Consider the following 21,964-nt stretch of genomic DNA (forward strand, 5'->3'; position numbering starts at 1 on the left):
GCGTGATAATGCCCGTCTACAACCGTGAACGCTATGTCGTTTCGGCATTGCGCTCGCTGGTGCGGCAGCGGGACGCCGCCGATCTCGACATCATCGTCATCGACGACGGCTCGACCGACGGCTCTGCTGAGGCCGTGCGCTCGATGATGCGCGAAAACCCCTGTATCCGACTGTTCCAGCAATCCAACATGGGCGTGGCCAGGGCGCGCAACGCCGGGCTGCGGCAACTGCCGCCGGATGCGGAGTTCGTTTCGTTTCTGGATTCTGACGACATCTCGCCGGCCGGACGGTTCAAGGCCGATCTCGCCCGCTTCGAGGCTACCCCCGGGCTTGAGTTGACCTATTCGCTGATGACGCTGGTCGACCGGATCGACGATGAGCGGCTGAAACCGGCAGTCGACAGCCGCACGATGACGCTTCGGGGAATTTCGCTGAGCGCCGCCGTGTTCAGCAGAGGGCTTGTCGACCGGACGGGCGAGTTCGATGAGGATTTCGAGCAGGCTGAGGATACCGACTATCTGCTGCGCGTTTTCGAGGCGGGACCGAACTACGAATTGTTGGACACCGTCGCGATTTACTACCGACGCCACGCCGGGAATGTTACCAAGGAGCGTAGCGGCAGGGTCCGCAACCATCTGCGTGCAATCCACAAGTCGATGCGGCGACGCAAGGCCGATCCGTCTCTGCTGGAGGTCCAGGGTATTTTCGAACTGAAGAGCCCCGCTGATTGGCAGATGCTATGATGCTCGACACAATCGGGTCGGATCAGCCAAGCCCGGAACGCTGCTGGAGACTCCGATGAGGCTGAGCGTCATCATGCCGGTCTACAATCGCGAACAGTTCGTTGGCCTGGCGCTGCGCTCGTTGCTCAGGCAGCGCGAAGACATCGATCTCGACATCATCGTCATCGACGATGGGTCGACCGATGGCTCTGCGGCCGTCGTGCGGTCATTGATCGACGAGGCCCCGTGCATTCGTCTTTTCCAGCAGAGCAATGGCGGGGTCACCAAAGCGCGCAATGCCGGGCTGAAGCAGTTGCTGCCGCAGACTCGTCTGGTGTCGTTTCTCGATTCGGACGACATCTCCCCGATAGGGCGGTTCAAGGCGGATCTCGCCTGCTTCGAAGAGGATCCGGGCCTCGACCTGACCTATTCGCGCATGACGCTGATAGACAAGATAGATGGCGAGACGCTGGAACCGGCCGCCGACAGCCACTCCATCACCGTGCGAGGGATCCACCTGTCCGCCGGGATCTTTGCGCGAGACCTCATCGAGCGCACCGGTGGTTTCGACGAGGATTTCAAACAGGCCGAGGACACCGACTATCTGTTGCGTATCTTTGAGAGCCAGGCAAAATACGTTATGCCCGATACGGTGGCTCTCTATTACAGGCGTCATCCCGGCAACATGACCAAGGAAGCCGATGTGCCCTTTCGCGAGTTCATGCGCGCCATTCACAAGTCGATGAAGCGTCGCAAGGCCGATCCCAGCTTGCGCCGGGTGGAGGGGATCTTCGACTTCAAGGATCTCGCGCAGTGGCGGTTCCTTTGATGGCAGGCTACGGCGTCGTCATTCCGGCTTTCAACGCGGCCGCCACCATAGGCGCCGCCCTGAACTCCGTTCTGGCCCAGACGGCAAGGGCGGAGACCATCGTCGTGGTCGATGACGGTTCGACCGACGATACGGTTGCGGTGATCGATGCGATGAACCTGCCGGTGACGGTGCTGCGACAGGACAATGCCGGACCTGGCAGCGCAACGACCCGTGGCATTGCGGCACTCTCGACGCCGCTCATCGCGACGCTCGATGCCGACGATTTGTGGCTGGCGGACAAGATCGAAAAGCAGCTGGCCTATCTCGACCGTCATCCCGGGACAGCGGGCGTCTTTACGCATTGGCGGACGTTTCGCGGCGACAGCCCCGATTTGCCCGATGCGACCAGTGGAGCTGGCTGGTCGCGCACGACGATGATGATCCGCCAGGAGGTGGTGCCGCGCATCGGTCCCATCATCGACCCACCAGGCGGTCGCGGCGAGATGATCGACTGGATCGCCCGGGTTCGTGAGGCAGGCCTTGCCCTTGCCATGCTCGACGACGTGCTTGCATTGCGCCGCATCCGTCCGGGCAGCCTTTCCTACGGCCGCGATCCGGCACGCGACCGGGGCTATCTCCAGGTCGCAAGGCTCGCCATGCAGCGGCGAGCCCGGAACAAGGCAGGCTCCAATTGAACGCCAGGCCCGTTCGCCGCATCGGCCGCCGCTTCCCGGACTATGGCTGGTCGTGGCCCACCGGCCAGCTGGACCTGTTGCTAAAGGCGGCGCTGCTCTCCGACGAGGACGCAGCCGCCGGCTGCGCCGCGCGCTGGCTGGACGAGAACGACATCGATCTCGTCTCGTTTCGAGAACATCGCCTGCTCGCCGCCATCTCCGACAGGTTCGGCAGGAAGCTGGCCGGGCATACCGCGCACCCGCGCCTCGTCGGCCTGCAGAAGATGCTGTGGACGAAGTCGCGCATGGCGATGCGCGAGGCCGAACCGGCGCTGAAGGCGATGGCAGACGGCGGCGCCGACATCATGCTGATAAAGGGCGCCAGCCGCATTGCCTTGAACGCGTCGGCGCAGCGTGGCCGGGTGGCGCACGACATCGACATACTGGTGCGCCCGCGCGACATGGCTGCCGTCTTCGACATCTTGCGCGATCGCGACTGGCAGATCGCCTCGGGCGTCAGCGCGCAATATCTGCGAACCCGGTTGGCGTCGCTGCGGTCGATGAACTTCTTCAAGGGCCGTTTCGGTGACATCGACCTGCACCAGCTCGGCTATGACGGGTCGCAGACGAGCGCGGAAGACGACCTGGCGATCTGGCAACGGGCGGTCCCAGCCGAATTCAGCGGCGTCGCGGTCTTCGTGCCGTCGCCGGCCGATCGCATGGCCCTGGCCATCGCCCATGGCGGCCTCGACGCCCACACCCACAGCGACTGGCTTGTCGACTGCGCGGTCGCCATCCATGGCGAAGACGTCGATTGGGACATGTTCCTCGACATCGTCGGCAGACGCGGCCTGGCGGTTCCAGCGGCGGTGGCGCTATCCTATCTGGCGTTCGAGATCGGCATTCCGGTGCCGGAACCGACAATGGTCAGAATCTTGGAGATGGCCGACGGAGCTGGCCTGTCGCGTTGGTCGTCGGTTCTGCAAGCCAAGCCGCGCACGGATTTCGGCGGCCTGGTCTGGCTGTCGCGCGGGCTTGCCAAGCAGTTGCGCCTGAAGCGGAAGAAGGGCCGGTTGCAACAGGAGCCACCCGCCAAACCTTGGCGCGGCAAACCGGCCGCGCGCAAGCCGCAGGCCGTACCGGCGCTATTGGTGTTTTCGCAGGCCATCGCCTGTCCGCAAACGACCGGCGACATGATGCTCGATATCACCGTCAGGATCGGCGTTCCGCCGGTCCGGCGCCGCATCGAAATGGAGATCAATGCCGGCGACGACCATGTCGCCCGCCTGCGCGCCATGGCCATCAGCCGATCCGGCAGGGAACGCGTGCTGCATTTTCGCGGCAAGGTGACGCTCGACGGCGCGCGAGCTGCCTGGACGCTAGAGGCGCGACCGTCGCGGCAGTTTCGTGAATGGAACGACGAAGCCACAGTGGCTGCTTATGGCGCCTTGCCCTTCGAGCTGCTGTCGGCGGATTTCTCGCCGGTTGGCTAAAGGCGAATCCGACGAACCTTTCTCGAAAGGCGGCGTCGGTTCACACTCCGTAGCGTTCGGTGCGAATGATTTCGGCTGCAACGCCGGCATCGATCAGCGCCTGGGCGGCCGCGGAAACGAAGGCATTGGAGCCGCAGACGAAGGCGATGCCAGGCGGCTCCGGCAGCCGCGCCAATGCTTGAACCATCATCGCAACGTCCACCCGCCGCGCATAGTCGGCTGGACGGCGTGCGGCTTCGCGGGTCAGTGTCAGCACCAGGTCGAAGCCGTCCTGGCGCTCGTCGAGAACGATCAGCTCGTCACGAAAGATCACTTCGTCCCAGACCCGGACCGAAAAGACCAGGACGACGGGCACCGCTGAATTACGTGCGGCGCGGTGGCGGAGCATCGACATCAAGGGCACGACGCCCGAACCGCCGCCGACCAGAACAAGCGGCCCACTCTCATCCTCCGGCCAGACGAAATGCCCGCCAAGCGGCCCGCGCAGTTCGATTTCATCGCCCACTGCCGCGACCTCGTGAAAGAAGGGCGAGACCTCGCCATCGTCGAGTTTTTCGATCGCCAGTTCAATTACGCCATGCGTTTCGGGCGCGGAGGCGATGGAATAGGAGCGGCGCGCCTGATAGCCGTCCGGCGCCGTTAGCCTGACGTCGACATGCTGCCCTGCGCGATAGGCGAAGGGCCGAGACGGCTGGAAAAAGAAGCTGGTGACACGCGGCGTGCGCTTTTCGATGCGGACGATGCTGGCTGTTTGCCAGGGCGACTGCACTGCTGCCGCATCGCTCATGGATCATCCGTGTAGCGCTGCTCGCGCCATGGGTCGCCATAGATGTGGTAGCCGCGCAATTCCCAGAAACCGGGCTCGTCGCGCGTGGTGAATTGCAGGCCGTTCAACCATTTGGCCGATTTCCAGAAATAAAGATGCGGCACCAGCAGCCTTGCCGGGCCGCCATGGTCCGGTGTGATCGGCTTGCCTTCGTAGAGCAGCGCCACCATGGCCTTGCCGGCGGTGAGATCCGTGACCGGCACGTTGGTGGTGTAGCCGTCGAACGCGTGCGCCAACGTGAAGCCGGTCGGCGGCTCGACCCCCGCATCGGCAAGGATATCGTCGACCAGCACACCCTGCCACGGCGTGTCGAACTTGGTCCATGCTGTCACGCAATGGATATCGCGTGTCATTTTGGTCATCGGCAGCGCGTTGAACTCGGTCCAGTTCCATTTCTTGATCGGGCGTGGCCCGTGTTTCAGCGTGAAAGACCAATCCTCGGTACGCACGCGCGGCGTCGGACCGGCCGACAGCACCGGGAAACCCTGTTCTAGATACTGGCCTGGCGGGATGCGGGCATCGCCATCGGTTGGCAGGCGCCGTCCTGAAGAGAAACCTCGGGTGACCATAGCGGCAATCCCCATGCGATCAGGCCACTATCGGCCTGACGCAATGTTCTCGAAGATGTCGTGACGGGCAACCTAAATCTTGACGGGCGGAGACCGGCGGGACCGTCACCGATGGACCTGCCGCTCCGCGTGCACGTCAACGCCATTTCTCAGCCATTGGCGAAAGGCACCGCGATGTACATTTGAGCGTCGCCACGCTCGACCAGCAACAGCACCGATTTCCTGCCGGACTTGCCGGCCAAGGCGATCGCCTGGGTTACCTGCCTGGCATTCTTGACCGGCACCTGATTGACGGCAACGATGATGTCGCCGGCCTGTATTCCGGAAGCGGCGGCCGCTTTGTCGGGGTTGACGCTGGCAACCACCGCGCCGTGCTGCTTGCCGGCAAGGTTCATCTGCTGGCGAATGTCGGGTGTTATATCCATCAAGCCGAGCCCTATCGCCGGAGCGCGCCCGGCGCTCGGCGCGTCGGACCCGTCGTCCAGCGACGCGGTCCTCGCATCGGCGCTGTTTTGGCCGACATCGACGGAAATCCGAATCGGCTTGCCTTTGCGCCAGACATCGACCGTTTCCCGGGCGCCCGGCGCGACATCTGCGACCGCCCGCGACAGGTCCTTGGGATCCTTCACGTCCTGCCCGGCAAAGCTGGTGATGACGTCACCCGTCTCGATGCCGGCCTTGGCCGCCGGCGAACCGTCGTTGACCTCTGAAACCAGCGCACCGCCGGAATGGTCGAGCCCGATGGCGCTCGCGACATCCGGCGTCACCTCCTGGATCTGAACGCCGATATAGCCGTACTGGATGGAGCCGCCCTTCATCAGCTTGGCGACCACCTTCTGGGCCTGGCCCGACGGAATGGCAAAACCGACGCCGACGCTGCCGCCATTGGGTGAATAGATCGCCGTGTTGATGCCGACGACATTGCCGGCGACATCCACCAGCGGGCCGCCGGAATTGCCGTGGTTGATCGGCGCGTCGATCTGGATGAAATCGTCGAAAGGCCCACTATGCAGGTCACGGCCGCGCGCCGAGACGATGCCTGCCGTGACGGTGGTGCCGATGCCGAACGGGTTGCCGAAGGCCAGCACCTGGTCGCCTGGCATGAGCTTGTCGGAATCGCCCCATTTGACTGTCGGCAGGGGTTTGTCCGACTTGATCTTGAGTACGGCGAGATCGTTCTTGGCATCGCGGCCGACAAGCTTGGCCGGAAGTTCGGTGCCGTCATCGAGCGTAACCTTGATCGAAGAGGCGCCATCGATGACGTGATTGTTGGTGACGATGGTACCATCCGCGCCGACGATGAAGCCGGAACCCAGCGCCTCGGCGCGCTGCGGTTGCTGTTGTGGCGGCGTCCTGGGCGTCGGCATGCCCTGGTCACCGAAGAACTGGCGGAAATAGTCATCGAAAGGCGAGCCGCCGTCGAAAGGAGAGGCATCGCTCATCGTTTCAGGCTGTGCCTTCATGACGGTGGTGACCGTCACCACCGCCGGCTTGTCGGCGGCAACGATGGGTGCGAACGAGCCATTGGGCGCGGTGATGCCGGCGACAGGCGTCTGGGTCGTCGGAATAGTGTTGCCCCCGCCTTGGGCAAAAGACATGACGAAGGGGGATATGATCAGCGCAGCGCCCAGCAAGGCCGCGACGCGATGCCTACGAAGGATATCTGACATGGTCGTTTGTCCGGGCGAGAGTTGATCCAGCGCCGTGGCCTCTCCCGTGCGGGGAAAATCGGTCATCGGCGTGTCGAGGTCGCAATTGCCCGTCTCGCCTACATGGCAGCCAACCGGATCGACGGCCTTGCATCTAGGGCGCGGATTCGCCCGATTTAGGGCTTTGGGCGACCTTACGAAGATTTAATATCCGCACGGCGGCAGCGTCGCAAAGTCGTCGGGCCCCGCCTTGCTGCCTCGCTGGAGCCTCAGCCACCGGCGGTTCGCTCGAGATAGGCCGTGGCAATCTCGCGCATGCGCTTGCCGTCGAAGCTCGGTCCGTGTCCTCCGTGACCGATGCGGATCGGCAAGTCGAGCAGGCGCTGCATCGTGCTGACATAGGCGGCTCGGTCAGAATCCGGCAGGTCGTCGATCAGCATGGCGTCGTAGATGGCATCGCCGCTGAAGAACAGGCCGTCGACCTCGTCGAACAGCGCGATCGAATCCGGTGAATGGCCCGGCAGATGCAGCACCCGGAACTGCCGGTCGCCGAGATCGATGACATCGCCCTCGTCCAGGGTTCGCGTCAACGGCGCGGGCGGGATCCTGTAGTCAGCCGACTTCCATCCGGGCGCCGGCAGTTTCGAGACGGCACCCTCGAGGTCATGGAACATGTAGGCGTAGGTCGCGGCCTCATCCATGGTCTCGAACTGCGCCGCGCTCATCCTTGGTCCTGCGCGCAACGGGAATTCATACAGCGAGCCTACATGGTCGAGATGGATGTGGGTGGCGACGACCAGCAGCGGCTTGCCCTCCGTCGTCTCGACCTGCGGCGCCAGCGGACAGATGCCCATACCGGTGTCGACCAGCAGGTCGGCATCGCGACCGCGCAGATGCCAGATATTGGCCCGAACATAGGCATGGACGAAGGGCTCGGTCAGCATCGTCGTCTTGTCGTCGACGACGTTCCTGCTGAACCAGCCCGGCATCAAGTGTGAGTCCGGCATGAGAAGTGAGCCGGGCATCAAGTGTGAGCCCGGCATCAGACGAAGGGCTTCCCGACCTTGTATTTTTCCGGCACCAGCCGCTTGAGATAGGCCATGCCGGCATCCGACAGCTGATTGACATCGGGCTTCATGAAACCGCCCGGCATGTGGCGTGTCTTGCCGGCGACGTTCTTGAGCGGCACTTTCTTCAGCACCGTTCTGGTGCCGTCATATTGCAGCGCCACCGAGCCGCCGCCCTGGTCGGCGACGGTGACGGCGAAAGCGCCGGCATCGAACGCCTCCTGCGCGTCGACCGCGCTGATGGCGCCGATATAGCCGCGCGGCATGTAGCCTAGCGCATCGACGCGGGCCCGCTTGCCCGGCAGGCCTTCGGCCAACGCGCGCTCGAGTGCGGCCGGCAGGTCGCTGCCCGACAGCTTGACGTTGCCGTGCGCGTCGCGCTCAAGCTTGTCCGGCGGCACCAGGCTTTCGACCAGGGCCTTGCCGTCGGCGGTGCTGACGCCTTCCGAAACGGCGACGATGCAGCGCTTGTGGCGATCGAGCGTGGCACGGACGTCGTCGATGAAGCCGGCGGCTGAGAATGGGCGCTCGGGCACGTAGACGAGGTGCGGGCCGCTGTCGGCGTCGAGCTGCCAGGCGGCGGCAGCCGCGGTCAGGAAACCCGCATGCCGGCCCATGACGATGCCGACATAGATGCCGGGCAGCGCACGGAAATCGAGATCGACGGAGAGGAAGGCGCCAGCGACGAACTCGGCCGCCGAAATGAAGCCCGGCGTGTGGTCGTTTTCCTCGAGATCATTGTCGATGGTCTTTGGCGCATGGACGAAGGCGATCTTGCCGCCGGCGGCATCGGTCAGGATCTGCTGCGTACCCGACGTGTCGTTGCCGCCGATATAGATGAAGGCGTCGGCGCCGGCCTTCTTCAGGCCGTTGAGGATGACATCGCAATAGGCGGCGTCGGGCTTGTCGCGGGTCGAGCCGAGGGCGGCGCTCGGCGTGCCGGCAATCAGCCGCAGCCGGTCCTCGGGGATGGCGGAAAGGTCGACATAATTGCCGTCACGGATGCCGCGCACACCATGGATGGAGCCCAGCACCTTGGCACCGGGATGCCGCTTGCGGATCTCTAGCGTCGCTCCGACAACCGTCTGGTTGATGACGGCGGTTGGGCCGCCGCCCTGCGCGATGACAAACGTTCCAGCCATGCTTGATTTCTCCCGGCGCGATGGTTTTCAAGGCACCTTGGCCTGTCTTGCCGCATCGCGCAACGGGAGTTTCGAGCGGCGCCAACACGCCGCATAAGCGTCAGACGACGACGACCGGATTTTTCTTGGAGATGCGGCTGTAGAGGTCGATGATGTCCTGGTTGATCAGGCGCACGCAGCCCGACGACATCGCCTGGCCGATGCTCCACCATTCGGGCGAGCCGTGGATGCGATAGCCGGTGTCCTTGCCGTCCTGGTAGATGTAGAGGGCACGCGCGCCGAGCGGATTGGTGAGGCCGCCGGGCTGTCCGGCTTGCCATTTCACCAGTTCAGGCTTGCGGGCAATCATCTCCGGCGGCGGCGTCCAGGTCGGCCATTCCCTGCCGTACTGGATGTTGGCGCGACCCGACCAGCGGAAACCATCCTTGCCGATGCCGACGCCGTAGCGAATGGCGTCGCCACCCGGCTGGACGAGATAGAGCATGCGCTCCTTGAGATGGACGACGATGGTGCCGGGCGCCTCGCCTGTCGTGTCGACGACAATCTGGCGGCGGAATTCCGGCTTGACCTTCAGATACGGCACTTCCGGCACGTTGAAGCCACCATCCGTCATCGCGGCATACATCACGCCGGGGCTGGTGATGTTCTTGTCGACGCTGATGCTTGGCCGGATCGGCCGCACGGAACCCGTGGTGACGTCGTCGAGCTCGAGCGCCGGCAGACCCAAGCCCGAGGTCGAGCAACCGGCGGCGCTCAGCAGCGCGAGCGCCCCTGCCCCGGACAGGATGGCACGGCGGGAAAGATGATGATCGGTTTCGATTGCGTCGCCATTTCGCGGCGGCGTCAGACCTTCCGGCAACTCACGCATATACCCAGACCCTACGCTGTCGGCGGGAAGCACGGTCCGGCCGGATAGCGGGCATTTTCATCATTCATGGTTGATAAAGCGTGAAGACCTTGCACAGCCTGCATTTGCGCATGGCCTTGACGATGTCCGACCTTCTTGCCTGGGCTTGAACGAAGGCTGCTGCACAAAAAGACCTCGGTCGGGTCATATTCCCGGCACTGGTGTTTCCTACTTCTCAAGCGATCAGCGAGGGGCCTCCATGTGCAAGACCTTAAAAACCGACATCAAGCTTTTTGCCGCTGCCATTGTCGCGGCGGCAACGGTTCTCGGCGCAAACGTCAGCCTGGCCGATATCGTGAGCACGCTGAGCGGCGCGAACTGACATCGATCTGCCGCTGGCGCAGTTAGGGAAATCGCCTCTTTACACTCCCGGGCCTCAGGATTTATCCTCTTCTTTAAGCTCAAAGGAGATGAGCATGTCCTTCGAAAACTGGGCCGCCTTCGGCGCTGCATCGACGATCCTTCTCATCATTCCGGGTCCGACCATCCTTCTCGTCGTGTCCTACGCGCTGGGCCAGGGCTGGCGCACCGCCTTGCCGATGGCGATCGGCGTGGCGCTGGGCGACTTCACGGCGATGACCTTGTCGATGCTGGGTATCGGCGCGCTGCTGGCGGCTTCGGCGACCGTCTTCACCATCCTGAAGCTGATCGGCGCCGGCTATCTGATCTATCTCGGCGTGAAACTGTTTCGCGCAGGCGGCGCGCTGAAAGCCGAACCGCGCACCGACGCGGTCTCCTCGGCCAAGATGATGGCGCACGCCTGGCTGGTCACCGCGCTCAATCCGAAAAGCATCACCTTCTTCGTCGCCTTCCTGCCGCAGTTCCTCGACCGGTACGCCGATTTCTGGACGCAGATGCTGATCTTCGAGACGACCTTCCTGGCGCTCGCCTTTGCCAATGCTTTCGGCTATGCGCTGATCGCCTCACGCGCACGCAACGTGGTGCGCAATCCCAAGGCGATCCGCATCTTCAACCGCACCGGCGGCACGCTGCTGGTTGGCGCCGGCATCGCCACGGTGGCGATGCGTTCCAGCAATTAGGCTCTCTGTCTGACCGTGACCCCGAAACTGTTTTTCGGGGTCATGACCGGCCTTACCATTTGACGCTGAACCCCAGATTGCCTTCGAGGATCCGACGCTCGTCGCCGCCGAGATTGGTGGTGTAGTCGCCGGTGGCGAAGATGCTGACCTTGTCCGTCACCTTGGCGATCACACCGCCACCGAATTCGAACGAGGTCGATCTGCCCTCGGTGGAGATATCGGTGGTGTCGAAATTGACATGGCTCGTGCCGCCGAAATCGTGCCAGATGTTGGCCTTGAGGTACGGCTGCAGCGCCATGCCATTGATCGTTGTTTCGCCTTGCAGCCGTGCGCCGAGCCGGCCGGTCACGCTGCCGTCCGTATCAAAGGAAACCGAAGCAAAGCGGTCCAACGCATCGTCGAGCGACAGTTGCTGCCAGACCAGTTGCGCCTGCGGTTCAAGCGTCCAGCCTTGCCCCAGCGCGATGGGATAGCCGCCTTCCAGCGAAGCGGTGATGCCGGTCCCGCCGACATCGATGCCGATGTCGCGCGACGATGTTGCGTTTCCACCGAAGAAGGTAGCCATGAGGACGCCGTCCAGGTACCAGCCACCCTGGCCGATCCGGGTCCAGTAGCCGCCGACGCTGGTGCCGTTGATATCCATGCTGCCGACGGACAGATCGTTCCAGCCCAGCGCCTGGCCGCGCACGTCGCCATTCATGCTGGCATAGGCGACGACCAGGCCGGCGCGATCGGTCTGGCCCGACGCGGTTTCGCGGCCGAACAGATCGAAGCCCGCCTGAAGGCCGAACAGGGTGCCGTCGAAGGACGGCGATACCGTTCCTGAATATGCCATCTTGCTGTCCTGACCGAAGATGCGGCCCCAGACCGGCGACAACTCGGTGTTCGACAACAGGCTCTGCTCGCCGCGCCGTTCGTGGAAGGTGCCGAGCGTCGTCATCGCCAGATGTTCGGCGACCGGCGGCAAGGCCGAATAGACCGGAACCTCGATGCGATAGAGCAGGATCTCCTCGCCCGCCGCTGGTGTCGGTAGGTCGGGCACCTCCGTTGGCACCACCGGCGGCGGCGGGGGCGGATCTGCCACTGGTGCCGGCGGTGGTGCCGGTGGTGTCGCGGGCGGCGGATCGGTCGGCACGACCGGCGGCGCCGGATCAACCGGATCGGGGTCGCCGGGGGTGGATTCCGGCGGCGGCGGCGGCGCAGGGTCGATGGGCGGCGGCGGCGGCGGTTCGGCCGCCGGCGGCTCAGGTTCCGGCGGCGGAGCAGGTTCCAGCACCGGCGGGGCTGCGGCCGGCGGGGCCGGCGTGTTCAGCGTCGAGCGCAGGTACCAGTTCTCCTCGCTGCCGGCGCTGACGCCGCCCTTGAACAGGTAATATTCGAAGGCACCGGCGGCGACCGGGGCGTCGAGCGCAAATGTCGTGGCGCCCGAGGTGGCGCCGTTGATTGCCTGGACGACCATGATGCCGTCCTGCGTGGTCGCAGCCCCCGCGCCGCCGAGATTGACCACGGAGATGCCGGTCGAACCGGAAGCCGTTCCGCTCGACAGGACCAACTTGTCGGATGCGGAGGAATCATCACCGAGCTCGGTCTGGATAAGCAGCAGGCCACCCAGGCCGACATAATTGCCCGAAATCGTCAGGCTGTCGGTGGCACCGGTGCTGCCATTGGTCAGGTCGATGCGTCCGGCATTGGTGACCTGCGCCAACTGACCCGCCGTAAACGCCTGGATCGCCGCGTTGAAACCGCCGCCATAGAGCGTGCTTGCGGCATCGACACTGAGCGAACCTGTGCCGGTGCCGCTGTCGCCGAGCACCAGATTGCCGTCGAGCGTCAGCTCGGTGTCATTGGTGGCGTCGATGCTTTCCCAGTTCTGGAGCCGGCTGATCCCATCCAGTTTGACGTTGTCCAGGGTGAGCGCGTCGGTGCCGAGACCACCCGATATGGTATTCGTGGCACCGAGATTGGCGTTGGTGAGGTTGCTGAGTTCGGCGGTGTCGTTGTCGCCGCCGAGGTCGACGGCGCCATAGATGATGCCGCCACCGTTCCAGACGAAACTGTCGGCGCCAAAGCTCATTAGTATATCGCCACCGACCGTACCGCCGGTGACCGTGACGCTGTCGTTGCCGCCGCTGACGCTGATGTTGCCGCCGATGGTGCCGCCCGACAGGATGATCATGTCCTTGTCGAAGCCGGTGACGAGGTTGCGGTCGATGGTGCCGCCGGACATGTTGAAGTAATTCTGATCGAGCTTCATGTTGACGCGGCCGATGCGGCCACCGGTCATCACGGCACGGTCGCCATCGTCGAAGAAATCGACGATGCGCCCGCCGGTCATGGTGAACGTGTCCAGGCCATCGCCCTGGTTGAGCGAACCGATCTGGCCGCCGCTCATGTTGAAGTCGTCGATGCCGGCGCCCTGCTGGACATTGCCGGCGACGGTACCCGCGCCGATGGTGAAAAAATCGGTGCCGCCACCCTGATCGACGGTGCCGGTGATGGCGCCTGACTGCATATCGATGCGGTCCGTGCCGACACCAAAGGTGACATTGCCTGATATCTGCCCGGTGCCCCCGGCGGGAAAATTGAGCGTGTTGTCGCCATCGGGATCGGCGAGGCTGCCGCCTGAATCGCCGCTGTCGCAGGTGTAAACGGTGTTTCCGGCGGATGGACCCAGCACGCATGCGGCAAACGCGGCGGAGTTGGGCAGCAACGCAAAAGCCGTAGTTGAGAGGATGCTAATAAGCCACGGGTGTAGCGGATGCGGCTTTCGCCGTAGCGAAGCAACTGCCACCTGCACATCCTCCGAATGACTGTTCGGAAGTGAGTTCTTCATATGCCGCATCGCGTCCCCTCTCGATTCGCGATTTCCAGCCCCCGCCAGTCGCCGTAATGAAGACACAATTCATTCGCTTTTACAAAGCCTAATCTGCCCCGCATGGTTGCTAAACTGCAAAGACTACTCAAATGACCTGGCGTAGCGCGCGGTTGGCGTTGCCGTGGCCCATGCTTTAGGATCGGTTTGGGCCGAAGGATCGAGGGCCTGTCACGGGTCGATAAAAGGACATCGCATGGCAACCAGGGACGCATTCGGCCTGGCACTTTCGGGCGCCACGGAGGCGGGATTCACCCCCTACAGCCAGGCAGTGCGTGAACTGCAGTGCTTCGTCGGCGATCCCGTAGCCTCCGTCGACCGCGCCATCGCGGAAAATCCCGGCTTCGTCATGGCGCATGTCTTCAAGGGTTATCTGTTCGGCCTCGCCACCGAGCGGGAGGCGACGGCCGTGGCCAAGGCCTGCCATGAGACCGCACTGCCGCTTGCCGCGACCACGCGCGAGCGGGCGCATGTCTCGGCCCTTGGGCATCTCGCCAGCGGACGATGGCATCAAGCCAGCCGCGTTCTCGAGGACGTCGCCATCGAGACCCCCCGCGACGGGCTGGCGCTGCAGGTCGGCCACCAGATCGATTTCTTCACCGGCAATGCCCGCATGCTGCGCGACCGCATCGCGCGGGCCCTGCCGTCATGGCAAAGCGGCATGCCCGGCTACCACGCCATGCTCGGCATGCAGGCCTTCGGGCTGGAGGAAATGGGTGACTATGTCAGGGCCGAGCAGCTTGGCCGCGCGGCGGTCGACATGGAGCCGCGCGATGGCTGGGCCCAGCACGCCGTCGCCCATGTCATGGAAATGCAGAGCCGGCAAAGGGATGGCATCGCCTGGATGCAGGCCAACCCGGAAGCGTGGACAAGGGAGAGCTTCCTGCAGGTGCACAATTGGTGGCACCTGGCGCTGTTCCATTACGATCTCGGCGAAACCGACGCGGTGCTGGCCCTCTATGACGGCCCTATCTACAGCGTGCAATCGACGATGGCGCTCAACATGGTCGATGCCTCGGCAGTCCTGTGGCGGCTCGCCCTGGGCAGCGTCGATGTCGGCGACCGCTGGGCAGCGCTTGCCGCCAATTGGCGCAAGGCCGGAGCGGGCCTTTATGCCTTCAACGATGCCCACGCGATGATGGCCTTTGTCGGTGCAGGGTTCGATGCGCCGGCCCTCGCTTTGCTCGAGGCGCAGCGCGAGGCCATGCGTGGCAGCGACGACAATGCGGCTTTCACGCGGGATGTCGGCCATCCGCTGACGCTCGCCATCAAGGCATTCGGTGAGGGCAGCTACACTGAGGCCGTGCGCCTGATCCGGCCGATCCGCTCGATCTCCCATCGCTTCGGCGGCAGCCACGCTCAGCGCGATGTTATCGACCTGACGCTGATCGAGGCAGCGTTGCGCGCCGGTGACGGTGCGCTGGCCAGGGCGCTCACGGCGGAGCGTTCGATGGCGCGGCCCGACAGTCCGCTGTCAGCGCTGTTTGTGCGACGCGCCGCCGATTTGTCGGAGAATTGACCCGAAGCGGATCTTGTTTTAAAAACTGACCAAGCCAGATTTTTTCGAGACCCGAAAAAATTAACTGGCGTGGGAGGAAGACATGTATCTGGGCCTCGATCTCGGGACGTCGGGCGTCAAGGCGCTGCTGATCGATGCCGGGCAAACCGTCATCGGTTCCGGCCATGCGTCGATCGACGTGTCGCGGCCGCATCCCGGCTGGTCGGAACAAAACCCGGACAACTGGATCCGCGCCTGCGAAGAGGCGATTGCCGACCTCAGGGCCAGGCATCCAAAAGAGTTCGCCGCGGTCAAGGGCATCGGCCTGTCCGGCCACATGCATGGCGCCACGCTGCTCGACGCCGCCGACAAGGTGCTGCGTCCTTGCATCCTGTGGAACGACACGCGCAGTCATGCCGAGGCGGCTGTCCTCGATGCCGATCCGCGCTTCCGCGCCCTGACCGGCAACATCGTCTTTCCCGGTTTCACCGCGCCGAAGCTTGCCTGGGTGAAGAACAACGAACCCGCTGTCTTCGCCAAGGTCGCAAAAGTGCTGCTGCCCAAGGATTTCCTGCGGCTCTGGCTTTCGGGCGAACACATTTCGGAAATGTCGGATTCTGCCGGCACGTCCTGGCTCGATGTCGGCAAGCGGCGCTGGAGTGCGGACCTGCTCGCGGCGACATCGCTCGATGAAAAGCAGATGCCGTCGTTGGTCGAGGGCACGGCGAAGGCAGGCGCTCTGCGCAGCGAATTGGCATCGAAATGGGGCGTCCAGGCCGGCATTCCGATCGCCGGCGGCGCCGGCGACAATGCAGCGTCAGCCTGTGGCATGGGCACGGTCGGCGCCGGCCACGCTTTCGTTTCGCTCGGCACATCGGGCGTGCTGTTTGCCGCCAATGCTTCCTACCTGCCCAACCCGGCAAGTGCCGTGCATACCTTCTGTCACGCGCTTCCGAACACCTGGCATCAGATGGGGGTCATCCTGTCGGCGACGGATTCGCTCAACTGGCTGTCCGAAATCACCGGGAAGAGCGCCGGCGAATTGACCGCTCAGCTCGGCGACACATTGAAGGCGCCCAGCGGCGTGTCCTTCCTGCCTTATCTTTCGGGTGAGCGCACACCCTACAATGATGCCGCCATTCGCGGCGCGTTCACCGGGCTGGCGCATGAATCGAGCCGTGCCGTGCTGACCCAGGCCGTGCTGGAGGGTGTGGCCTTTGCCTTCCGCGACAGCCTCGAAGCCCTGGCCACGGCCGGCACGACCTTGACGCGGGTGACGGCGATCGGCGGCGGCTCGCGCTCGCACTACTGGTTGAAGGCGATTGCCACCGCGCTTCAACTGCCTGTCGACATTCCCGCCGACGGCGATTTCGGCGCCGCCTTTGGTGCCGCACGGCTCGGTCTGATTGCGGCAACGGATGCCGATCCGCTGGCTGTGTGCACGGCGCCCAGGACGGATGCTACCGTTGAACCGGACGCTGCGCTCGCTGGGGCGTATGCGGATGCATATCAGCGCTACCGGTCGCTGTACCCGGCAATTAAGAGCGTGACCGCGTGAGTGAGCGCGAGGCACCCCCCTCTGCCCTGCCGGGCATCTCCCCCGCAAGGGGGGAGATCAGCAGCTTTGACGGCGGCGCCAGTCTTGCAACGTGGCTAATAGGCGAAGGCGCGGATGCCCGCCAATCTCCCCCCTTGCGGGGGAGATGGCCGGCAGGCCAGAGGGGGGCGCTTCACGCCCGCCTGCCCCAGAAGTCCTCACTGCGCCGGCACCTTGTCGAGAAAGCCGGTGACGCTCTTCAGGCGGCCGTTCTCGATGATTCCGATGTCGGTACCTTCGATCACCGAAGGCGTCCCCTCAGGTCCGAGATTCCACGAGAAGCGGATCTTGTCGGCAAAACCGTCCGGCGTGCCCTTCAGCGAGAACCGGAAGCCGGCAAAGCGCTGCTGCACGCCGTCGATCAGAGCCGCGACGCCTTCATGGCCGTCGCCCTGCATGAGCGGATCACGATAGCTGACGTCTTCCGTGAAGGTCGCCTTGAGCAATTCGGCCCGGCGGCCGGCATCGCTTTCGTTCCAGGCGGTGATGTAGTTTTCAGCGATCTTGGTGAGGTCGGTCATGGTCTGTCTCCTTCATTTGACGGTTTTGACATGACCCTTTTCGACCAGCGCTGGCCTGAAACCAATTACGCCTGAGGTAATGGCGGCAGAACTTTGTGAGAGGACAGAAATCATGAGCAGCGGATTTTTCGGCGACATCAAGAAAATCAAATATGAAGGGCCGGATTCGACCAATCCGCTGGCCTATAGGTTCTACAATCCCGACGAGGTCGTCGCCGGCAAACGGCTGGAAGACCATCTGCGCTTCGCCGTCGCCTACTGGCACTCCTTTGCCTGGCCGGGCGGCGATCCGTTCGGCGGCCAGACCTTCGACCGGCCGTGGTTTCCCAAGGCAGGCGGCACCGACACGATGGAGCTGGCAAAACTGAAAGCGGACGTCGCCTTCGAGATGTTCTCGCTGCTCGGCGCGCCCTATTTCTGCTTCCATGACGCCGATGTGCGGCCGGAGGGCAAGGATTTTTCCGAAAGTGCCGCGCGCCTCGACGAGATCGCCGATTACTTCGCGGGGAAGATGAAGCAGACCGGCGTCAAGCTGCTTTGGGGCACCGCCAATCTGTTCTCCAATCGCCGCTTCATGTCGGGTGCGGCCACCAATCCCGATCCGGATGTCTTTGCCTACGCGGCGGCGACGGTAAAAAGCTGCATCGACGTCACCAAGCGGCTGAAGGGCGAAAACTACGTGCTGTGGGGCGGGCGCGAAGGCTATGAGACGCTGCTCAACACCGACCTCGCGCGCGAGCAGGAACAGGCCGGCCGGTTCCTCAGCATGGTCGTCGACTACAAGCACAAGATCGGTTTCAAGGGCACGATCCTGATCGAGCCGAAGCCGCAGGAGCCGACCAAGCATCAGTACGATTACGATGTCGCCACGGTCTACGGCTTCCTCAAGCGCTTCGGGCTGGAGAAGGAGGTCAAGGTCAATATCGAGCAGGGCCACGCCATCCTGGCCGGCCATTCCTTCGAGCACGAACTGGCTCTGGCCAACGCGCTCGGCATTTTCGGTTCGATCGATATGAACCGCAACGACTACCAGTCGGGCTGGGACACCGACCAGTTCCCCAACAACGTGCCGGAAATGGCGCTGGCCTACTACCACGTCTTGCAGGCCGGCGGGTTCAAGACCGGCGGCACCAATTTCGACGCCAAGCTGCGCCGCCAATCGCTCGATCCGCAGGACCTGCTGATCGGCCATATCGGCGGCATGGATTCTTGCGCACGCGGCCTGAAAGCCGCGGCCCGCATGGTCGAGGACAAGGCGCTGTCAGCGCCGCTGGCCGAACGTTATGCCGGCTGGAACACGGCCGAGGGCAAGGCGATGCTCGCCGGCAAGCGTACGCTTGAGGATATCGCCGAGCGTGTCGTCAAGAAGAAGATCGAGCCGCAGCCGAGGTCCGGCCGCCAGGAACTGCTGGAAAATATCGTCAACCGCTACGTGTAAGGCGAGCGCCGCTCCATCTCTGGGCCGACATCCGGCACCACTGGCTGAAAGCCGCCGCCATCGCCATCTGCTAGTCAGCCCACTTCGCGAGAGGCTGCCGAGGATCGCACAGATCTTCGGCAGCCAGCGTGTGATCAAGATGCCACGCGTGTCGCCGAAAGAGGGCCCGTGCGGCAGCCTTTATTTTATGCATGTCGCCCAAAATCGCTGTGCGCTTTTGGGCGACATGCATTGGCGGGAGACGGAAAATGGCAGACGATCGAATCATCGTGCGCCCGGCGCAGGCGAGCGATATTCCGGCGTTGAAGCAGGTGCTGCATGAAACCTTCGAAGGCACATGGCTGCCGAACATCACCGAAGCAGCGGCGCGGCGCTATGTCGAGACGGATATTGGCGGGCGCTATGTCGACCAGAGCTGGCCTGAATTCGCCGTTGCCGAGATCGATGGCGAGGTCGCCGGCCTGATCCATTGGCGCGCGGATTTCATCGAGGCCCTGCACGTCATGGCGTCCCGTCAAGGCCAAGGTGTCGGCCGCAAGCTGCTTTCCCATGCCGAACAGGCGATCGGCGCCGCCGGATTGGCGCAGGCCCGGCTGGAAACCGACACGTTCAACCTGCCCGCACAAGCACTCTACAAGGCGGTCGGCTATATCGAAAAAAACCGCTATCCAGACGACGAATGGGACAGTGGCTTCACCACGGTGCTGTTCGAAAAGCGGCTGTAGATTTCTCCTTGACCTGACCTGCCAAGGCGCAGGAACAGCTTTGCGCATGGCCCGGTCCCGCGACATGGTTTTGCCCTTCGACGCCCTTCAATGACCTCGCTCTTGCCTTCAAACTGCCGTCACGAATCTCGTATAAGACTGGCTCGTGGCGGGAGAGGAAGAAGGAGGCGAACCGATATGCAGAACGAACGTGAAATCGACGCCCTGCTCTCACCTGGCGAGGCCGGATCGATCATCGATAGACTGATGGCAATGCCGCATCCGAAGGATGGCACGCGCCGCTCGAACGAGTGGGACCGCGCCGTCGCCAGCCGTTTTGAGACCCACCTTGCTAAACAGATGCGCTCGCAGATCGATGGCGGCAGCGGCCGTCAGGACGCGGCCTGATCTTTCCGATTTTGTGCATATGGTCGTCCTTTCGGTCGACCTGCACTCAGCCCCGGCGCAGCCTGACCGGCGCTTCACCGAAAGCCCTTGAAAACGCCCTAGAAAATGCCGCGGCGGACGAAAATCCGGTCCGCCCGGCAATGTCGGCCATCGCCACTCTGGTGTCGACCACCAGCCGGCGGGCAGCACCCAGGCGCAGCCTGAGATAATAGGCGCCTGGCGTCTCGCCGATCGACTTGCGAAAGATGCTTTCCAGCGTCCGTGCCGTCACCCCGGCACGTTTTGCCACCGCTTCTATGGTGAGCGGCTGGTCGACATGCGATTCCATAAGCCGGATGGCTTGCGCCAGCCGCGGATCGTAGCCGTCGAGCCGGCCAAGCGAGACCAGTGGCTGGGCGTCGGTCGCGGCACGCGCCTGGTCATAGATGAAGACGCTGGCGACATCGAGCGCGACGGCCATGCCCAGCCGCGTGCGAATGAGATGCAGCATCAGGTCGAAGGTCGGCGACGCGCCGCCCGACGTGAACACCGGCCCGTCTATGACGTAGCGGTCCGGACGCACGTCGACGCCGGGGAAGGCCGAGGAAAAATCCTCCATGTCCTCCCAATGGGTGGTGGCGCTGCGCCCTTCCAGCAGGCCGGCGCGCGCCACCAGCCAGGTGCCGGCCTCGACACCGCCGCACGCGCGGGCCGTACGCGCAGCCCGGCGCAGTCCGGACAACAGAGCCGAGGTTGCATAATTCTGGGTGCCGAAGCCGGCGACGACGACAAGGACGTCGGTCGGCTCGCCCGCGTCGAAACGGCCACTGACCGCCACCGGCAGGCCGCATGTGGTGACCGGAGCCTCGCCAGTGACGGAGACCAGCTTGAAATCGAACAAGGTCTCGCCGGCGATACGGTTGGCGGCGCGCAGCGGATCGACGGCTGAGGCCACGCACATGATGGACGAGCCGGAAAACACCAGCAGCGTCACCTTGAGCGGCAGGCGCTCGGCACGAAAGATCGTTGGCTTTTCGCTTTTCGTCATGGAAGCTTCGTAAAACGCAAAACAGTTTCCGGCAAGTCGGGCATTGTTGTGGTCTGTTTCTATCGGAGGAGAGTTCCATGCCGCTTGCGATGAACCGTGAGGTTTTCATTACCTGTGCCGTGACGGGATCCGGTGGGTCGCAGGACCGCAGCCCGCATGTGCCGCGCTCGCCCAAGCAGATCGCGGATTCGGCCATTGATGCGGCCAAGGCGGGCGCTGCCATCGTCCACTGCCATGTGCGTGACCCTGAAACCGGCAAGCCGAGGCGCGACGTGCATCTCTACCGCGAAGTGACCGAGCGCATCCGCGAGGCAGAAGTCGACGTCATCCTGAACCTGACCGCCGGCATGGGCGGCGACATGGTGTTCGGATCGCCGGAAGCGCCGCTGCCGCTCAACGAAAAAGGCACCGACATGGGCGGCGCCACCAACCGCATGGAACATGTGCGCCAGTGCCTGCCGGAAATCTGCACGCTCGACTGCGGCACCATGAATTTCGCCGAAGCCGATTATGTCATGACCAACACGCCCGGCATGCTGCGCGCCATGGGCGGCATGATGACGGCGCTCGGCGTCAAGCCGGAGATCGAGGCCTTCGACACCGGCCATCTGTGGTTCGCCAAGCAACTGGTCGAGGAAAAGGTGCTGAACCCGGATGCGCTGGTGCAGCTCTGCATGGGCGTGCCGTGGGGTGCGCCTGACGACCTCAACACCTTCATGGCCATGGTCAACAATGTCCCGTCCACCTGGAACTGGTCGGCCTTCGCCATCGGCCGCAACCAGATGGCCTATGCCGCGGCGGCGGTGCTGGCCGGTGGCAATGTCCGGGTAGGTCTCGAAGACAATCTGTGGCTCGACAAGGGCGTGCTGGCGACCAATGCTCAGCTGGTCGAGCGTGCCGCCAGCATCGTCACCAATCTGGGCGCCAGGATTCTTGGGCCGGAAGAGGTGCGGCAAAAGCTCAACCTCACCAAGCGGGCGCCGATCGCGGCATAACTTA

Annotated in this window: 21 protein-coding genes; 12 read left to right on the forward strand and 9 right to left on the reverse strand. The window is 63.8% G+C overall.

What is annotated here, in order from left to right:
* Positions 1-8: 8 nt before the first annotated feature.
* Genes NKJ00_RS12800 through NKJ00_RS12815 form a run of 4 tightly spaced genes read left to right on the forward strand, consistent with a single transcriptional unit; the run spans position 9 to position 3,700 of the window.
* On the forward strand, positions 9-743 hold the full coding sequence (locus NKJ00_RS12800; protein WP_352629900.1) for a glycosyltransferase family 2 protein: 735 nt from the start codon (positions 9-11) through the stop codon (positions 741-743).
* A 55-nt stretch (positions 744-798) separates the two neighbouring features.
* Positions 799-1,551 carry a glycosyltransferase family 2 protein gene (locus NKJ00_RS12805; RefSeq protein WP_352554607.1) on the forward strand — a complete coding sequence of 251 codons (753 nt, stop codon included), beginning with the start codon at positions 799-801 and terminating at the stop codon, positions 1,549-1,551.
* On the forward strand, positions 1,551-2,228 hold the full coding sequence (locus tag NKJ00_RS12810) for a glycosyltransferase family 2 protein (RefSeq protein WP_352629902.1): 678 nt from the start codon (positions 1,551-1,553) through the stop codon (positions 2,226-2,228). The genes NKJ00_RS12805 and NKJ00_RS12810 overlap by 1 nt, the downstream gene beginning before the upstream one ends.
* Positions 2,225-3,700: a nucleotidyltransferase family protein gene (locus tag NKJ00_RS12815; protein ID WP_352629904.1), complete on the forward strand. Its 1,476-nt coding sequence runs from the start codon at positions 2,225-2,227 to the stop codon at positions 3,698-3,700. The genes NKJ00_RS12810 and NKJ00_RS12815 overlap by 4 nt, the downstream gene beginning before the upstream one ends.
* A 40-nt stretch (positions 3,701-3,740) precedes the next feature.
* Here NKJ00_RS12815 and NKJ00_RS12820 read toward each other — a convergent pair whose 3' ends face one another.
* The 6 genes from NKJ00_RS12820 to NKJ00_RS12845 all read right to left on the reverse strand — a co-directional run bounded on the left by NKJ00_RS12820 (position 3,741) and on the right by NKJ00_RS12845 (position 9,821).
* Positions 3,741-4,487 carry an FAD-binding oxidoreductase gene (locus NKJ00_RS12820; RefSeq protein WP_352629906.1) on the reverse strand — a complete coding sequence of 249 codons (747 nt, stop codon included), beginning with the start codon at positions 4,485-4,487 and terminating at the stop codon, positions 3,741-3,743.
* Entirely contained in the window at positions 4,484-5,095 is a 612-nt protein-coding gene (locus tag NKJ00_RS12825) for a sulfite oxidase-like oxidoreductase (RefSeq protein ID WP_352629908.1), read from the reverse strand. The genes NKJ00_RS12820 and NKJ00_RS12825 overlap by 4 nt, the downstream gene beginning before the upstream one ends.
* A gap of 149 nt (positions 5,096-5,244) precedes the next feature.
* Positions 5,245-6,765, reverse strand: a complete 1,521-nt coding sequence (locus NKJ00_RS12830) for a DegQ family serine endoprotease (RefSeq protein WP_352629910.1) — start codon at positions 6,763-6,765, stop codon at positions 5,245-5,247.
* A gap of 248 nt (positions 6,766-7,013) precedes the next feature.
* Positions 7,014-7,733: an MBL fold metallo-hydrolase gene (locus NKJ00_RS12835; RefSeq protein WP_352629912.1), complete on the reverse strand. Its 720-nt coding sequence runs from the start codon at positions 7,731-7,733 to the stop codon at positions 7,014-7,016.
* Positions 7,734-7,786: 53 nt separating this feature from the next.
* Entirely contained in the window at positions 7,787-8,953 is a 1,167-nt protein-coding gene (locus NKJ00_RS12840) for a diphosphate--fructose-6-phosphate 1-phosphotransferase (RefSeq protein ID WP_352629914.1), read from the reverse strand.
* A 100-nt stretch (positions 8,954-9,053) separates the two neighbouring features.
* Entirely contained in the window at positions 9,054-9,821 is a 768-nt protein-coding gene (locus tag NKJ00_RS12845; protein WP_352629916.1) for a L,D-transpeptidase, read from the reverse strand.
* Between the two features lie 238 nt (positions 9,822-10,059).
* On the opposite strand from NKJ00_RS12845, the gene NKJ00_RS12850 reads away from it, so the two are divergent.
* The gene (locus NKJ00_RS12850; protein ID WP_013528283.1) at positions 10,060-10,182 is read left to right on the forward strand and encodes a hypothetical protein; all 123 of its coding nucleotides are present in this window, start codon (positions 10,060-10,062) and stop codon (positions 10,180-10,182) included.
* A 94-nt stretch (positions 10,183-10,276) separates the two neighbouring features.
* On the forward strand, positions 10,277-10,900 hold the full coding sequence (locus NKJ00_RS12855; protein ID WP_352629918.1) for a LysE family translocator: 624 nt from the start codon (positions 10,277-10,279) through the stop codon (positions 10,898-10,900).
* Between the two features lie 52 nt (positions 10,901-10,952).
* Here NKJ00_RS12855 and NKJ00_RS12860 read toward each other — a convergent pair whose 3' ends face one another.
* The gene (locus NKJ00_RS12860; protein ID WP_352629920.1) at positions 10,953-13,742 is read right to left on the reverse strand and encodes an autotransporter family protein; all 2,790 of its coding nucleotides are present in this window, start codon (positions 13,740-13,742) and stop codon (positions 10,953-10,955) included.
* A gap of 226 nt (positions 13,743-13,968) precedes the next feature.
* Between NKJ00_RS12860 and NKJ00_RS12865 the strand changes: the two genes are divergently transcribed.
* Complete coding sequence (locus NKJ00_RS12865; protein ID WP_352629923.1) at positions 13,969-15,291, forward strand: tetratricopeptide repeat protein; 1,323 nt, start codon at positions 13,969-13,971, stop codon at positions 15,289-15,291.
* A gap of 82 nt (positions 15,292-15,373) precedes the next feature.
* Positions 15,374-16,828: a xylulokinase gene (gene xylB / locus NKJ00_RS12870; protein WP_352629925.1), complete on the forward strand. Its 1,455-nt coding sequence runs from the start codon at positions 15,374-15,376 to the stop codon at positions 16,826-16,828.
* A 197-nt stretch (positions 16,829-17,025) separates the two neighbouring features.
* On the opposite strand, the gene NKJ00_RS12875 is transcribed toward xylB, so the two are convergent.
* The gene (locus NKJ00_RS12875) at positions 17,026-17,388 is read right to left on the reverse strand and encodes a nuclear transport factor 2 family protein (protein ID WP_063169801.1); all 363 of its coding nucleotides are present in this window, start codon (positions 17,386-17,388) and stop codon (positions 17,026-17,028) included.
* Between the two features lie 112 nt (positions 17,389-17,500).
* On the opposite strand from NKJ00_RS12875, the gene xylA reads away from it, so the two are divergent.
* From xylA to NKJ00_RS12890, 3 genes are all read left to right on the forward strand, one after another.
* A complete protein-coding gene (gene xylA, locus NKJ00_RS12880) occupies positions 17,501-18,826 on the forward strand; it encodes a xylose isomerase (RefSeq protein WP_352554617.1) in 1,326 nt (441 codons plus the stop codon).
* Between the two features lie 248 nt (positions 18,827-19,074).
* Positions 19,075-19,551, forward strand: a complete 477-nt coding sequence (locus NKJ00_RS12885; RefSeq protein WP_352629927.1) for a GNAT family N-acetyltransferase — start codon at positions 19,075-19,077, stop codon at positions 19,549-19,551.
* Positions 19,552-19,728: 177 nt separating this feature from the next.
* Complete coding sequence (locus tag NKJ00_RS12890; RefSeq protein WP_352629929.1) at positions 19,729-19,938, forward strand: hypothetical protein; 210 nt, start codon at positions 19,729-19,731, stop codon at positions 19,936-19,938.
* Between the two features lie 46 nt (positions 19,939-19,984).
* Here NKJ00_RS12890 and NKJ00_RS12895 read toward each other — a convergent pair whose 3' ends face one another.
* Positions 19,985-20,965 (reverse strand): GlxA family transcriptional regulator, encoded by a 981-nt coding sequence (locus tag NKJ00_RS12895; protein WP_352629931.1) that lies wholly within the window; start codon positions 20,963-20,965, stop codon positions 19,985-19,987.
* 77 nt (positions 20,966-21,042) lie between these two features.
* On the opposite strand from NKJ00_RS12895, the gene bcoG reads away from it, so the two are divergent.
* Positions 21,043-21,960, forward strand: coding sequence for a 3-dehydrocarnitine:acetyl-CoA trimethylamine transferase BcoG (gene bcoG, locus NKJ00_RS12900; RefSeq protein WP_127808248.1), 918 nt, complete (start codon positions 21,043-21,045; stop codon positions 21,958-21,960).
* Positions 21,961-21,964 lie beyond the last annotated feature (4 nt).

Origin of the sequence: Mesorhizobium sp. M0227 (assembly GCF_040321855.1) — a bacterium.
In the GTDB taxonomy this organism is placed as follows: Bacteria; Pseudomonadota; Alphaproteobacteria; order Rhizobiales; family Rhizobiaceae; genus Mesorhizobium.